The following is a 12,945-nucleotide window of genomic DNA, read 5'->3' on the forward strand; positions in this document are numbered from 1 at the left end:
GAAAGCCCAGGGACTGCGCCGGTAAAGGCTGCCACTCACCCGCGACCCGCAACCTCTTGACTGTGATCTGGCAGTGTCTGCCAGCACGGAATAGCAAATTCTGCGAGCAACGCGGCAGTTTCACACAGCGGCAAGCCCACCACCGCCGAATAACTGCCTTGCAACTGGCTGACAAACACCGCCGCCAGCCCCTGAATACCGTAACACCCAGCCTTGTCCTGTGGCTCGCCGCTGGCCCAATAGGCCTCGATTTCGGCCTGTGCTAAGGCGCGAAAGGTGACCTGGCTGGTGACCACCCGCGACTCCAGCCGTTCGCGGCTGACCAGCGCCACTGCCGTCAGCACTTGGTGAGTACGCCCAGACAGCGCACTGAGGGTCGCCAGCGCATCGTCACGATCAGCCGGCTTACCGAGAATCTGCCCATCGAGCACCACGGCGGTATCGGCGCCGAGCACCACGGCATCCGCAGTATCGGCCAATGGCGCCAGCCCAGCCTGCGCCTTGGCGCGAGCCAGACGCTCTACATAGGCGATTGGCGCCTCACCTGGCAATGCATTTTCATCAATCGGAGCGATTTGCGTGAGGAAGGGCACGCCAATTTGCGTCAACAGTTCGCGGCGACGCGGCGACCCGGAGGCGAGATAGAGGGTGGCCATGCTGACTTCTCCCTGTCGGATAAACGCAAGGCCAGGCGGCCCTGCTTAGTTGACGCCTAGACGCTGATGCAGCCCGCGCAGCAAGGTGCAGACCCAGGGCCAGAGCAAGGCACTGACCAGCGCCGGCAAGACAAACGCCAGAGTGGGCGGGCGGCTGCCGGTCAGGGCGTTCAGCCACAACTGCACCAGCTGCGCCAGGCCAAACACCACCAGCAGCACCGTGCTTTGCTGCCACATGGGGAACATGCGCAGGCGTTGATGCAGGGTCAGCACCAGAAAGGTGATCAGCGTCAGAATCAGCGCATTCTGGCCGAACAAACTGCCATTTAGCACATCCGCCAACAAGCCGAGGCCCCAGGCCGTGGTCATGCCCACGCGATGTGGCAACGCCAGCACCCAATAGGTCAGAAACAGCGCCAGCCACAGTGGCCGGCCCAGCTCCATAAATTTCGGCATGCTCGACACACTGAGCAACAGCGCTAACGCAAACGTCAGCCAGACCACCCAGAGGTTGCTTGAACGTGCGGCCATTATTGCGCTGCCTCCGGCGGATTGGCGGGCGCCACGGGCGCGTCGGACGCAGGTTGCACGGGTTGCGCCTGCTGCAGAATTTCACGATCCAGGGCTTCCTGCGCCTGCGCCGAGTCGGTGGCACGCTGCTCCGGGGTACGCGGGTCGGTAAACACCAGCAACATATAGCGGCTGCGGTTCAGCGTAGCCGTAGGTACCGCACGGACAATCGCGAAGGGCTGGCCGGAGTCGTGGATCACTTCGCTAACCATGGCCACCGGATAACCGGCCGGGAAACGCTGGCCAAGGCCGGAGCTGACCAGCAGATCGCCTTCCTTGATATCTGCCGTGTCCGCCACATGGCGCAACTCCAGGCGCTCCGGGTTGCCGGTGCCGCTGGCGATGGCGCGCAGGCCATTGCGATTGACCTGCACCGGAATGCTGTGGGTGGTGTCCGTCAGCAACAGCACGCGCGAGGTATAGGGCATCACCTCGACCACCTGGCCCATCAGGCCGCGAGCATCCAGCACCGGCTGACCCAGGACCACGCCGTCCTTCTCGCCCTTGTCGATCAGGATGCGGTGGGTAAAGGGATTGGGATCGATACCGATCAACTCGGTGGCCAGCACCTCGTCATCGACCAGCGCGGCCGAATTGAGCAGCTCGCGCAAGCGCACGTTCTGCTCGGTGAGGGCGGCGAGCTTCTGCAGGCGGCGCTGCATCATCAGCTGTTCGGCCTTGAGTTTTTCGTTCTCGGCGGTCAACTCGCTACGCGTGCTGAGCTCCTGAGTCGCGCTCTCCCACACCCGTACCGGCAGACGGCCGACCCAGTAGACCGGCTCGACAATCAGGCCGAGCTGCGCACGCAGCGGCTGCAGCAGGGTGAAGCGTGCGTCGACCACCATCAGCGCAGCCGACAGCACGGTAAACACCAGCAGGCGCACACCCAGCGAAGGACCTTTGGCAAATAGCGGTTTGATCGGCAGCTCCTCACGGCGTCAGGCAGCAAACAAAAAGCTGCAAGCGGGCAGAACCCGGCTTGCAGCTTAGGACGTGGAACAGTGGCGCCTTACTCCGAGGACAGCAGGTCCATGGTGTGGCGATCCATCATCTCCAGCGCCTTGCCGCCACCACGAGCCACGCAGGTCAGCGGGTCTTCGGCGACGATCACCGGCAGACCGGTTTCCTGGGCCAGCAGCTTGTCCAGATCACGCAGCAGCGCGCCACCACCGGTGAGCACCAGGCCACGCTCGGCGATGTCCGAGGCCAGCTCCGGCGGCGATTGCTCCAGCGCGCTTTTCACCGCCTGGACGATGGTCGCCAGGGATTCCTGCAGCGCTTCGAGCACTTCGTTGGAGTTCAGGGTAAAGCTGCGCGGTACCCCTTCGGCCAGGTTACGGCCACGTACGTCGACTTCACGCAGTTCGCCACCGGCATAGGCGGTGCCGATTTCCTGCTTGATCCGCTCGGCGGTGGATTCACCGATCAGCGAACCGTAGTTGCGACGTACGTAGGTGATGATCGCTTCGTCGAAACGGTCGCCGCCGACCCGCACGGATTCGGCGTAAACCACACCATTAAGGGAGATCAGGGCGATTTCCGTGGTACCACCACCGATATCGACGACCATCGAACCGCGGGCCTCTTCAACCGGCAGACCGGCACCGATGGCAGCGGCCATCGGTTCTTCGATCAGGAACACTTCGCGGGCACCGGCGCCGAGGGCCGATTCACGGATGGCGCGGCGCTCCACCTGGGTGGATTTGCACGGCACGCAGATCAGCACGCGGGGCGACGGTTGCAGAAAGCTGTTTTCGTGAACTTTGTTGATGAAGTACTGCAGCATCTTCTCGCAGACGCTGAAGTCGGCGATCACGCCGTCTTTCATCGGACGGATAGCCGCAATGTTGCCGGGGGTACGGCCGAGCATGCGTTTGGCTTCGGTGCCGACCGCCACCACGCTTTTCTGGTTACCGTGGGTGCGGATAGCCACGACCGACGGCTCGTTGAGGACGATGCCGCGTTCGCGAACATAAATCAGGGTATTGGCAGTGCCCAGGTCAATCGATAGATCGCTGGAAAACATGCCACGCAGTTTTTTGAACATGGGATAGGGACCCTAGGCAACGCGTGGGTAAAAAAGTGCGGCAAACTCTAACAACGGCAGGGATTTTGAGCAAGGCACCAATATGTTAGATTGCCGGTTTTTCAGGGCTTTAAGGCCCATCATCGCGGCCTTTGACCGCCACCTGTCACACTCTGTTCCCTGCGCAGCTGTGCATGGCGACTCGTTCACATTTCCAAAGGCAGCCAGCAAATGCGCTGCTTTTTATAGGGAGAAACCTGATGGCGCTTGAACGCTGCGACGTGGAGAAAATCGCTCATCTGGCCCGACTGGGCCTGAATGAAGCCGATATTCCGGGTACCACCGAGACCCTCAATAACATTCTCGGCCTGATTGACCAGATGCAGGCGGTCAATACCGATGGCATCGAGCCGCTGGCGCACCCGCTGGAAGCCACTCAGCGCCTGCGCGCTGACCAGGTCACCGAACGCAACCAGCGCGAGGCCTACCAGGCCATCGCACCCGCCGTGGAAAACGGCCTGTATCTGGTTCCGAAAGTCATCGAGTAAGGGAAAAGCCAAGTCATGCATCAATTTACCCTGGCCGAGATCGCCCGCGGACTCGCCGACAAGCAGTTTTCCGCCGAAGAGCTGACCCGCAACCTGTTGGCGCGCATCGCCCAACTCGATCCGCAGCTCAACAGCTTTATCAGCGTCACCGAGGAGCTGGCCCTGAGCCAGGCCAAAGCCGCCGACGCTCGCCGCGCGGGTGGCGAGAGCGGCGCCCTGCTCGGCGCGCCGATTGGCCACAAGGACCTGTTCTGCACCCAGGACGTGCTGACCACTTGCGCCTCGAAAATACTCACCGGTTTCAAGGCGCCCTATAACGCCACCGTGGTGGAAAAACTCGCCAGCGCTGGCGCCGTGACCCTGGGCAAGCTGAACATGGACGAGTTCGCCATGGGCTCGGCCAACGAATCCAGCCACTACGGCGCGGTGAAAAACCCCTGGGACCTGACCCGCGTACCCGGCGGCTCCAGCGGTGGCTCGGCTGCTGCGGTGGCTGCACGCCTGCTGCCTGCCGCTACCGGCACCGACACCGGCGGCTCGATCCGCCAGCCGGCGGCGCTGACCAACCTCACCGGGATCAAGCCGACCTACGGCCGCGTTTCGCGCTGGGGCATGATCGCCTACGCCTCCAGCCTCGATCAGGGCGGTCCATTGGCCCGCGACGCCTTCGACTGCGCGCTGATGCTGCAGGCCATGGCCGGCTTTGACCCTAAAGACTCCACCAGCGTCGAGCAGCCAGTGGACGACTACCTGGCCGCCCTCAGCCAACCGCTGAACGGCCTGCGTATCGGCCTGCCCAAGGAATACTTCGGCGCAGGCCTGGATGCACGCATCGGCGAGAAGGTGCTGGCAGTGGTCGATGAGCTGAAAAAGCTCGGCGCGACCATCAAGGACATCAGCCTGCCGAATATGCAGCACGCGATTCCCGCCTACTACGTGATCGCCCCGGCCGAAGCCAGCTCCAACCTGTCGCGCTTTGACGGCGTGCGCTTCGGCTATCGCTGCGAGAACCCGGTGAACCTGGAAGACCTGTACAAGCGCTCGCGCGGCGAAGGCTTCGGCGTCGAGGTTAAACGCCGGATTATGGTCGGCACCTATGCGCTGTCCGCCGGCTACTACGACGCCTACTACCTGAAGGCGCAGAAGATCCGCCGGCTGATCAAGAATGACTTCGTTGCCGCCTTCAATGACGTCGATGTGATCCTCGGCCCCACCACGCCGAACCTGGCCTGGAAACTCGGCGAGAAGAACAACGACCCGGTCGCCGCCTACCTGGAAGACATCTACACCATCACCGCCAACCTGGCCGGCATCCCCGGCCTGTCGATGCCTGCCGGCTTCGTCGATGGTTTGCCGGTGGGTGTGCAGTTGCTTGGCAACTACTTCCAGGAAGGCCGCCTGCTCAACGTCGCTCACCAGTACCAACAGGTCACTGACTGGCACACCCAAGCGCCGAGCGGTTTTTAAGCCATGGCGCAGCCATGCAACCTTTGCCCCTCGCCCATTTATGGGAGAGGGTGGCGCGTAGCGCCGGGTGAGGGTCGCGGGCCACACAGGATCGAGGAACACTAAAGATGCAATGGGAAACCGTAATCGGGCTGGAAATTCACGCCCAGCTCAGCACCCAATCGAAGATTTTCTCCGCCAGTGCCATCGCCTTCGGTGCCGAGCCCAACACCCAGGCCAGCCTGGTTGATCTGGGGATGCCCGGCACCCTGCCGGTGCTGAATGCCGAGGCCGTGCGCATGGCCTGCAAGTTTGGCCTGGCGATTGATGCCGAAATTGCCCCGCAGAACGTCTTCGCCCGCAAAAACTACTTCTACCCCGACTTACCCAAGGGCTACCAGACCAGCCAGATGGACCACCCCATAGTCGGTAAAGGCTTTCTGGATATCACCCTGGAAGACGGCACCAGCAAGCGCATCGGCATCACCCGCGCGCACCTGGAAGAAGACGCCGGCAAGAGCCTGCACGAAGACTTCCACGGCATGAGCGGCATCGACCTCAACCGCGCCGGCACGCCGCTACTGGAGATCGTTTCCGAGCCGGATATCCGCAGCGCCAAGGAAGCGGTGGCCTACGTCAAGGCCATCCATGCCCTGGTGCGTTATCTGGGCATCTGCGACGGCAATATGGCCGAAGGCTCGCTGCGCTGCGACTGCAACGTTTCGGTGCGGCCAAAAGGCCAGGCCGAGTTCGGCACCCGCGCCGAAATCAAGAACGTCAACTCGTTCCGCTTTATCGAGAAGGCGATCAACCACGAAGTACAGCGGCAGATCGAGCTGATCGAGGACGGCGGCAAGGTGGTGCAGGAAACCCGCCTGTACGACCCGAACAAAGACCAGACCCGCTCCATGCGCAGCAAGGAAGAAGCCAACGACTACCGTTACTTCCCCTGCCCGGACCTGCTGCCGGTGGTGATCGAGCAGAGCTTCCTCGACGAAGTACGCGCCAGCCTGCCGGAGCTGCCGGTGGAGAAACGTGCGCGCTTTGAGCGTGAGTTCGGCCTGTCCACCTATGACGCCGACGTACTGGCCGCCAGCCGCGAACTGGCCAACTACTTCGAGGCGGTCAACGCCGTGTGTGGCGATGCCAAGCTGGCCGCCAACTGGGTGATGGGCGAGCTGTCCAGCCTGCTTAATGAGCTCGGCATTGAGATTGAAGAGTCGACGGTTTCAGCCGAACAACTAGGCGGCATGATCCGGCGCATCCAAGACAACACAATCTCCGGAAAGCTTGCTAAAGACGTGTTCAGATTCATCGCTCGTGGTGATGACAATATTCAAGGCGATGATCTGAACAGCGCTGATCGCATCATCGAAATGCACGGCCTTAAGCAAGTCACCGACTCCGGCGCCATCGAAATCATGCTGGACGAAGTGCTGGCGGCCAACGCCGAGCAGGTCGAACAGTACCGCGCTTCTGATGAAGCCAAGCGCGGCAAGATGTTCGGTTTCTTTGTCGGCCAGGCCATGAAGGCCTCGAAAGGCAAGGCCAACCCCGGCCAAGTGAACGAACTGCTGAAGAAAAAGCTCGAAGGGTGAGCCTTGCCGTAACACACAACGCCGGGTCAGCCCGGCGTTGTTTTGTCCGCAGCACCCCATCAAGGAGCCGCCATGCGCCTTCTGTTAATCGCCATAACCAGCCTGTTGCTCAGCGCCTGCGCCAGCCCAGGCCGGATCGATCCGCAGGGTTACCGCGCCGAAGGCCAGGCGTCCTATTACGGCGCGCGCCACCACGGCAACAAGACCGCCAGCGGCGAGCGCTTCGACCAGCACGCGCTGACCGCCGCGCACCGCAGCCTGCCGTTTGGCAGCCGCGTGCAGGTGACCAACCTGCGTAACGACAAGCGCGTGGTGGTGCGCATCAACGACCGCGGCCCCTACGCCAAGAAGCGCATCATCGACCTCTCGCAAAAGGCCGCCGAACAGCTGGAGATGCTGCGCGACGGCGTGGTGCCGGTGCGCGTGGAACAACTGGCCGACTGAACACAGCTATTTACAAAGTAGCCGTAGCCAGCCCTGCCCAGCCTCTGGCGCCGCGCCAGCCGATGATTAAACTAACGCCACTTTTATGGAGCCCCTTGCAATGACCCTGATGACCTTTGTTTATCTGATCGCCGGCCTGGTGCTGCTGGTGGCCGGCGCCGAGGTGCTGGTGCGCGGCGCAGCCAAACTGGCCGCCCAATTCGGCATTCCACCGCTGATCATCGGCCTGACCGTGGTGGCCTTCGGCACCAGCGCGCCGGAAACCGCCGTCAGCGTGCAAGCGGCATTGAACGGCAGCGGCGACCTGGCGATTGGCAATGTGATCGGCAGCAATATCGCCAACGTGCTGCTGATTCTTGGCCTGACCGCAGTGGTTGCACCACTGATCGTCTCGCGCCAGCTGATCCGCCTGGATGTGCCGATCATGATCGGCGCCAGCCTGGTGGTGTATGCCCTGGCCTGGGACGGCAGCCTCAGCCGCCTCGACGGCGCGCTGCTGTTTGCCGGCGTGCTCGCCTACACCGGTTTCCTGATTATCAGCTCGCGCCGCGACAAGAGCGCCAGCGAGGACGACGAATTCACCAAGGAGTTCGGCCTCAATGAGCCGGCCAAGCCCTACGCCTGGGCGATCAACCTGGGCCTGATCATTGTCGGCCTGGTGCTGCTGGTCAGCGGCTCCAACTTCCTGGTTGAGAGCGCCGTCACCATGGCCCGCGCGCTGGGCATCTCGGAGCTGGTGATCGGCCTGACCGTGGTCGCCGTCGGCACCTCGCTGCCAGAACTGGCCACCTCGATCATGGCCGCCATCAAGGGCGAGCGCGATATTGCCGTGGGCAATATCGTCGGCAGCAATATCTTCAACCTGCTCTGCGTACTGGGCCTGGCCTCGCTGGTTTCGCCGCAAGCCATCAGCGTGGCCGCCAACGCCCTGGCTTTCGACTTCCCGGTGATGATCGCGGTGGCCGTGGCCTGCCTGCCGATCTTCTTCGCTGGCTACCGCATCAACCGCTGGGAAGGCCTGCTGTTCCTCACCTACTACGTGGCCTATACGGTCTACCTGGTGCTGTCGTCGACCGGGCGCCCGTTCGCCGAAGTCTTCGGCGAGGCCATGCTCGGCTACGCCCTGCCGCTGACCGCCGTGACCCTGGTGATCATCGCAGGGCGCGCCTGGCACAAGCAGCGTGGCGAGGAGATTTAGCCATGAGCGATAGCCACCAGCAGGGCCTGAAAGTCCGCCGCGAAGTGATGGGCGACGCCTTCGTCGACCGCGCCCTGGGTAACGCCACCGACTTTACCCAGCCGCTGCAGGACTTCGTTAACCAGCATGCCTGGGGCGGCGTGTGGACCCGGGGCGGGCTGGATCGCAAGACCCGCAGCCTGATCACCCTGTCGGCGCTGACCGCGTTGAAATGCCCGCAGGAACTCAAGGGCCATGTGCGCGGCGCGCTGAATAATGGCTGCACGGTCGAGGAAATCCGTGAAACCCTGCTGCATTGCGCGGTGTATGCCGGCGTGCCGGCGGCCATCGATGCCTTTCGCGCGGCGCAGGAAGTGATCGACGATTACCCGCCAGCCTGAGCGCAACACAACAGAAAGCCGGGCATCGCCCGGCTTGTTTACGCCTACTGAATCGCTAAATCCAACCCGCCCACTGCAGCACGAACAGACCGAGGTTGGTGGTCACCACCGTGGCCAGAGTGGTCAGCACGATAATCGCCGCAGCCAGCTGATGATTGCCGCCTACGGCCTTGGCCATGACAAAGCTGGCGGCGGCAGTTGGGCTGGCAAAGTACAGAAACAGAATCGCCAAATCGGCATCGCGAAAGCCCCACAGCCAGGCGCCCAGGGTCGCCAGCAGTGGCAGCCAGAGCACCTTCATCAGGCTTGAGCTGATCGCCATGCCACTGCTCTCGCGCAGCGACTCCAGGGTCAAGGTGCCACCGATGCAGATCAGCGCCAGCGGCAGACTCATCTGCGCAAAATACTCACCGGAAGTCAGCAACCAGGCCGGCAGCTGAATCTGCCAAGCGGCAAAGGGGATGGCCGCCAGCACGCCGATGATCAGCGGGTTGCTGAGGATGCTCTTGGTCAGACTCCAGGCATCGGTCTTGGCTTGCGGGCTGTAGATTGCCAGAACAATCGCCGACAGGCTGTTGTAGCTGAGGATCACCACCCCGCCGAGCACCGCACCGACCGACAGGCCGTAATCACCGTACATGCTGGTGGCCAGGGCCAGGCCAATAATCCCGTTATTGCCGCGAAACGCGCCCTGGGTGTAGATGCCGCGGTCCGCCGCTGGGCAGCGCAGAATCGCCCAGCCCCAGGCCAGCAGAAAGCAGCCCAAGGTCGCCAATACGAAATACAGCAACAGCGCCGGCTGCAACGCAGTATTCAGGTCGGCGTTTACAATCCCGAGAAACAACAGGGTGGGCAGCGTGCCGCGAAATACCAGCGCCGACGCGGTGTTGATAAAGGCCGCATCAATCAGCCCCAGACGCTTGAGCGCCACGCCGAGAAACAGCATGGAAAACACCGGGGCGGTGACACTGATGGTTTGCTGAACGACGGCGAGCATGGCAGCCCCTGACCACTTAGATAGGGGGCTAATGATAGCAAGGCTGCCTGGCGGAAAGCTTTCAGCAGCCTTTCATGCCTAGAAAATAACTTTTAGCGACGTACCGGACGCTTCTGCAATTTGCGCTGCAAGGTGCGCCGGTGCATGCCCAGGGCGCGGGCCGTGGCGGAGATATTGCCTTCATGCTCGCTGAGTACGCGCTGGATATGCTCCCACTGCAGACGGTCCACCGACATCGGATTTTCCGGCACCAGGCTGTCCAGGTCGGCATGCTGAGTCAGCAGCGCGGCCAGCACATCGTCGGCATCGGCCGGTTTGCACAGGTAGTTGCAGGCGCCGCGCTTGATCGCCTCCACCGCCGTGGCGATGCTCGAATAACCGGTGAGAATCACCACACGCATCTCGGCGTCCAGCTCCAACAACTTGGGCAGCAGCACCAGGCCAGAGTCGCCTTCCATCTTCAGGTCCAGCACGGCGTAATCCGGCAGGTCCTGCTCGGCAATCGCCAAGCCCTCGTCGGCGGAACTCGCGGTGGAGACACGCAAGCCGCGCCGGCTCATGGCGCGCGCCATGACGCGGGTGAAGGTGGGGTCATCATCGACCAACAGCAGATGGGGTTGTTCTTCACCGTCGAACAGGGCTTCGTCACTCATACGGATATTTCCTTAAGCTCGGCCATAGGCACGCGGCAGCTTCAGCTCGGTGAGCGTGCCGCCCTCTTCATGGTTATACAGTTTAACCGTGCCGCCGGCACGGGTAACGCTGGCCTGACTGAGGAACAGCCCGAGGCCGAAACCCTTGCCCTTGGTGGTGAAAAACGGCCGACCGATCTGCTCGGCAATCGCCAGCGGCACGCCCGCACCGAAATCGCGAATGCTCAGGCGCAGCCACTGGTGATCCCAGTCCAGGCGAATATCCAGGTTGTCCGGGCAGGCATCGGCGGCGTTGTTCAGCAGGTTGAGCAGCGCCTGAGTCAGGTCGGCTGGCGGCATCATGCGTGGCGGCGCACCACGGCCCAGGCATTGATAGCGGTAACTGGCCTCAGGGCGCATCAGGTGCCAGCGATTGAGCGCCGCTTCCAGCCATTCTCCGGCAGACAGCTCGATCACCGCCTGCCGCCGATCCGCCTCGGCGGCGCGCACCAGGTGTTGCAGGGTTTCCTTGCACAGTTTGACCTGCTCCTGCAGCACCGCCAGGTCTTCCTGCAGGGTCGGCTCCTGATGCTCGCGGCGCAGCTCCTTGATCAGCACGCTCATGGTCGACAGTGGCGTGCCCAACTCATGGGCGGCACCCGCCGCCTGGGTCGCCACGGCGAGCAGTTGCTGGTCACGCAAGCCTTCTTCGCGGCGCTCGGCACGCAGTTCTTCCTGATGGCGCAGCTCTTCGGCCATCTTCGCGACAAAGAAGGTGATCAGCCCAGCGGCCAGGGCAAAGCTCAACCACATACCGTAGATCAGCAGGCTTTCCCGTGGCGCGGCCGGCAGATCCAGCGGATGCGACCAGACCAGCAGAAAGGTGTAACCGCCCAGCGCCAGGCCGGACAGGGTGATGGTATAGAGCCAGGGCAGGGTCGCCGCGGCAATGGTCAGCGGCACCAGGTAATAGGAGACAAAAGGGTTGGTCGAACCGCCCGAGTAATACAGCAGCAGGCTGTGGATGATCAGGTCGCAGCCCAGCTGCACCGCGTATTCCTGCTCGGTCACCGGCCACGGCCCGCGCAGGCGCAGCGCGGTGAGCAGGCACAGCACCAGGGAAATACCGAGGGTGACGCTCAGCTCCAGCCAGGGCAGCGGCAACGCCCCCGACTTATAGGCCAGGCCCACCGAGCCCGCCTGCGCCGCCAACACCAGAATGCGGATCAGGGTCAGGCGCCAGAGGTTTTGCCGGCTCGCCGACAGTAGCTGCACAGGTGCGAGCATAGAATCTCCAAGATGCTCATTTAGCGAGCCGCAGGAGTATAACCAAGCCTCTGTACGGCCAACTGCGGCAACACGCCGCAGCAAACAACCAGCAAGGCAAAAATTGCATGGAGCAATTTTTAACGTCGCGCAGCGACGGCCCGGAGGGTGGCCGCCATGGATGGCAGGCCATAAAAAGGAACGCCGTTTAACCCGCTTGGTCAGATTGCTACGTCTACCCTCTGGAAAGCCGCGCATATCTCCATGCGCCCATCACATAAGGAATCGTCATGCTGCCCTTGCCCCGCCTCGCCACCGCCCTGCTACTGAGCGCCACCACCCTGATGAGCGCCACGGCCATGGCCGAACAAGCGCGCTACAACCAGGTTTCCCTGCGCGCCGAGGTCAATCAGGAAATCGCCCACGACCTGATGCACGTCACCCTTTACAGCGAAGCCCAGCACAGCGACCCCGCCGCCCTCGCCGCGCAGATCAGTCAGACCCTCAACGCCAGCATCGCCCAGGCGCGCCAGGTCAAAGGCGTCAGCGTTTCCTCCGGCAGCCGCCACAGTTACCCGGTGTACGACGATAAAGGTCAGAAAATTACCGCCTGGCGCGAGCGCGCCGAACTGCGCCTGGAAAGCGCCGACTTCAGCGCGCTGTCCAAGCTCACCGGGAACATGCTGCAAACCCTGAAAATGGGCGGTATGCACTTCAGCATCGCCTCAGGCACCCGCAAGACCCATGAAGACGCCCTGCTCAAGGACGCCGTGGCAGCCTTCAAGGCCCGCGCCCAACTGGCCACCGAAGCCCTCGGCGGCAGCGGTTACAAGCTGGTCAGCCTGAGCCTCAACAGCGGTGGTTTTCAGCCGCCGATGCCAATGCGCATGGAAGCCATGAAAGGCGCGGCCATGATGGATGCGGCGGTGACCCCGGAGATCGAAGCCGGCACCAGCCAGGTCAATATCAATGCCGATGGGGTGATCGAAGTGCAGATGCCGTAAAAACTGCTAAAAACAGCAGCAGCGCCGTTATCCGACGATAGCGGCGCTTTGCCATGTTTTTCCCGCGCTTTTATAGAAATGCGACACCCACATACTGCTGCATCGTCATTCCTGTTCTCTCTGCGACATGCCACTTGCCTACGGCATACGCCCTGCATAGTTTCTCCCAAGGTCTCCACA

The 12,945-nt window shown here is 62.5% G+C and carries 14 protein-coding genes; 7 read left to right on the plus strand and 7 right to left on the minus strand.

The genetic code is table 11. The annotated features are described in order from the left end of the window. Window positions 1-35: 35 nt before the first annotated feature. The 4 genes from WA145_RS02020 to mreB all read right to left on the minus strand — a co-directional run bounded on the left by WA145_RS02020 (window position 36) and on the right by mreB (window position 3,273). The gene (locus tag WA145_RS02020) at window positions 36-656 is read right to left on the minus strand and encodes a Maf family protein (protein ID WP_422579962.1); all 621 of its coding nucleotides are present in this window, start codon (window positions 654-656) and stop codon (window positions 36-38) included. Between the two features lie 45 nt (window positions 657-701). Next, window positions 702-1,187, minus strand: coding sequence for a rod shape-determining protein MreD (gene mreD, locus WA145_RS02025; protein WP_422579963.1), 486 nt, complete (start codon window positions 1,185-1,187; stop codon window positions 702-704). Next, window positions 1,187-2,146, minus strand: a complete 960-nt coding sequence (gene mreC / locus WA145_RS02030) for a rod shape-determining protein MreC (RefSeq protein ID WP_422579988.1) — start codon at window positions 2,144-2,146, stop codon at window positions 1,187-1,189. The genes mreD and mreC overlap by 1 nt, the downstream gene beginning before the upstream one ends. 89 nt (window positions 2,147-2,235) lie before the next feature. Further along, window positions 2,236-3,273 (minus strand): rod shape-determining protein MreB, encoded by a 1,038-nt coding sequence (gene mreB / locus WA145_RS02035; protein ID WP_108096189.1) that lies wholly within the window; start codon window positions 3,271-3,273, stop codon window positions 2,236-2,238. A gap of 239 nt (window positions 3,274-3,512) precedes the next feature. Here mreB and gatC point away from each other — a divergent pair, with 239 nt between their 5' ends. The 6 genes from gatC to WA145_RS02065 all read left to right on the plus strand — a co-directional run bounded on the left by gatC (window position 3,513) and on the right by WA145_RS02065 (window position 8,866). Next, window positions 3,513-3,800 (plus strand): Asp-tRNA(Asn)/Glu-tRNA(Gln) amidotransferase subunit GatC, encoded by a 288-nt coding sequence (gatC, locus tag WA145_RS02040; RefSeq protein ID WP_422579964.1) that lies wholly within the window; start codon window positions 3,513-3,515, stop codon window positions 3,798-3,800. Window positions 3,801-3,815: 15 nt separating this feature from the next. Continuing rightward, window positions 3,816-5,267, plus strand: coding sequence for an Asp-tRNA(Asn)/Glu-tRNA(Gln) amidotransferase subunit GatA (gene gatA, locus WA145_RS02045; protein ID WP_422579965.1), 1,452 nt, complete (start codon window positions 3,816-3,818; stop codon window positions 5,265-5,267). Between the two features lie 107 nt (window positions 5,268-5,374). Then, complete coding sequence (gene gatB, locus WA145_RS02050; protein WP_422579966.1) at window positions 5,375-6,844, plus strand: Asp-tRNA(Asn)/Glu-tRNA(Gln) amidotransferase subunit GatB; 1,470 nt, start codon at window positions 5,375-5,377, stop codon at window positions 6,842-6,844. A 72-nt stretch (window positions 6,845-6,916) separates the two neighbouring features. Beyond that, window positions 6,917-7,288: a septal ring lytic transglycosylase RlpA family protein gene (locus tag WA145_RS02055; protein ID WP_422579967.1), complete on the plus strand. Its 372-nt coding sequence runs from the start codon at window positions 6,917-6,919 to the stop codon at window positions 7,286-7,288. Window positions 7,289-7,388: 100 nt separating this feature from the next. Beyond that, the gene (locus WA145_RS02060; RefSeq protein ID WP_422579968.1) at window positions 7,389-8,486 is read left to right on the plus strand and encodes a calcium/sodium antiporter; all 1,098 of its coding nucleotides are present in this window, start codon (window positions 7,389-7,391) and stop codon (window positions 8,484-8,486) included. 2 nt (window positions 8,487-8,488) lie between these two features. Beyond that, window positions 8,489-8,866 carry a carboxymuconolactone decarboxylase family protein gene (locus WA145_RS02065; RefSeq protein ID WP_422579969.1) on the plus strand — a complete coding sequence of 126 codons (378 nt, stop codon included), beginning with the start codon at window positions 8,489-8,491 and terminating at the stop codon, window positions 8,864-8,866. A 55-nt stretch (window positions 8,867-8,921) separates the two neighbouring features. Here WA145_RS02065 and WA145_RS02070 read toward each other — a convergent pair whose 3' ends face one another. The 3 genes from WA145_RS02070 to WA145_RS02080 form a co-directional block, all read right to left on the minus strand. Next, window positions 8,922-9,863 carry an AEC family transporter gene (locus tag WA145_RS02070; protein ID WP_422579970.1) on the minus strand — a complete coding sequence of 314 codons (942 nt, stop codon included), beginning with the start codon at window positions 9,861-9,863 and terminating at the stop codon, window positions 8,922-8,924. Between the two features lie 92 nt (window positions 9,864-9,955). Beyond that, entirely contained in the window at window positions 9,956-10,516 is a 561-nt protein-coding gene (locus tag WA145_RS02075; RefSeq protein ID WP_422579971.1) for a response regulator transcription factor, read from the minus strand. A gap of 12 nt (window positions 10,517-10,528) precedes the next feature. Next, window positions 10,529-11,782, minus strand: coding sequence for an ATP-binding protein (locus WA145_RS02080; protein WP_422579972.1), 1,254 nt, complete (start codon window positions 11,780-11,782; stop codon window positions 10,529-10,531). 269 nt (window positions 11,783-12,051) lie between these two features. Between WA145_RS02080 and WA145_RS02085 the strand changes: the two genes are divergently transcribed. Next, entirely contained in the window at window positions 12,052-12,765 is a 714-nt protein-coding gene (locus WA145_RS02085; RefSeq protein ID WP_422579973.1) for an SIMPL domain-containing protein, read from the plus strand. Window positions 12,766-12,945 lie beyond the last annotated feature (180 nt).

This window comes from Pseudomonas sp. (assembly GCF_049301935.1).
Lineage (GTDB): Bacteria > Pseudomonadota > Gammaproteobacteria > Pseudomonadales > Pseudomonadaceae > Aquipseudomonas.